General features: G+C 38.3%; 1 protein-coding gene. It reads left to right on the forward strand.

Going from position 1 to position 635, the window contains the following annotated elements:
- Positions 1–220 precede the first annotated feature (220 nt).
- The gene (locus tag ADIWIN_RS20800) at positions 221–454 is read left to right on the forward strand and encodes a hypothetical protein (protein WP_200859790.1); all 234 of its coding nucleotides are present in this window, start codon (positions 221–223) and stop codon (positions 452–454) included.
- Positions 455–635 lie beyond the last annotated feature (181 nt).

Here is a 635-nt window from a genome sequence, read left to right on the forward strand (position 1 = left end):
ATGACAAAGTTTGACGGCCTTAGAAGTGGCTGCATTCTCTCTTGAGCAATTGGGCGCATTAGAACGTGCATTGCCACATTTCGAGTCACTTCATTTATTGTCAGGTGACTTGTTTAGCTTGTATAAAGCTGGGTACCTTCAATATACTTTAAAGAATATGATGAAGGCCTTAATTCAGTTAACATGTTGATTAAGGACAGTAAAGCCGCAGAGCAAAAATTTGAACTTCCCGAAAGGAGAGAACAATGAGATGCAGGAAGTAAGTATGGTGGCTGCAGCCGAAAACCTTAAAGGATTGATCTATAAAGATCAAGGAAGTGTTGCTGAAAGCCAAAAACCGCTTTCGAAGCAGCATTGGCTGTTAATCCTGATTTTGAACTTGCCAAAGAGAACTTGGCTGGATTGTAAATTAATTACATTCCTATTAGTACGTATTGGATACCTCAAAGCATAGAATTTTGCTTTGGGGTATCCAATTCTCGTTTATGGCTGTTTAGTTTTGTTAAAATCTGATTCGAAGGGATTTTGTCAGCATTGTTGCAGAAAAAAAAGCAACAATACCGCCAAAATCTTGTTATGTTCATTGTTTTTACCAAGGGCTTTCGCCCTTGGCTATAAAAAATAATCACTCCTCT

Source organism: Winogradskyella psychrotolerans RS-3, assembly GCF_000427335.1.
GTDB lineage: Bacteria > Bacteroidota > Bacteroidia > Flavobacteriales > Flavobacteriaceae > Winogradskyella > Winogradskyella psychrotolerans.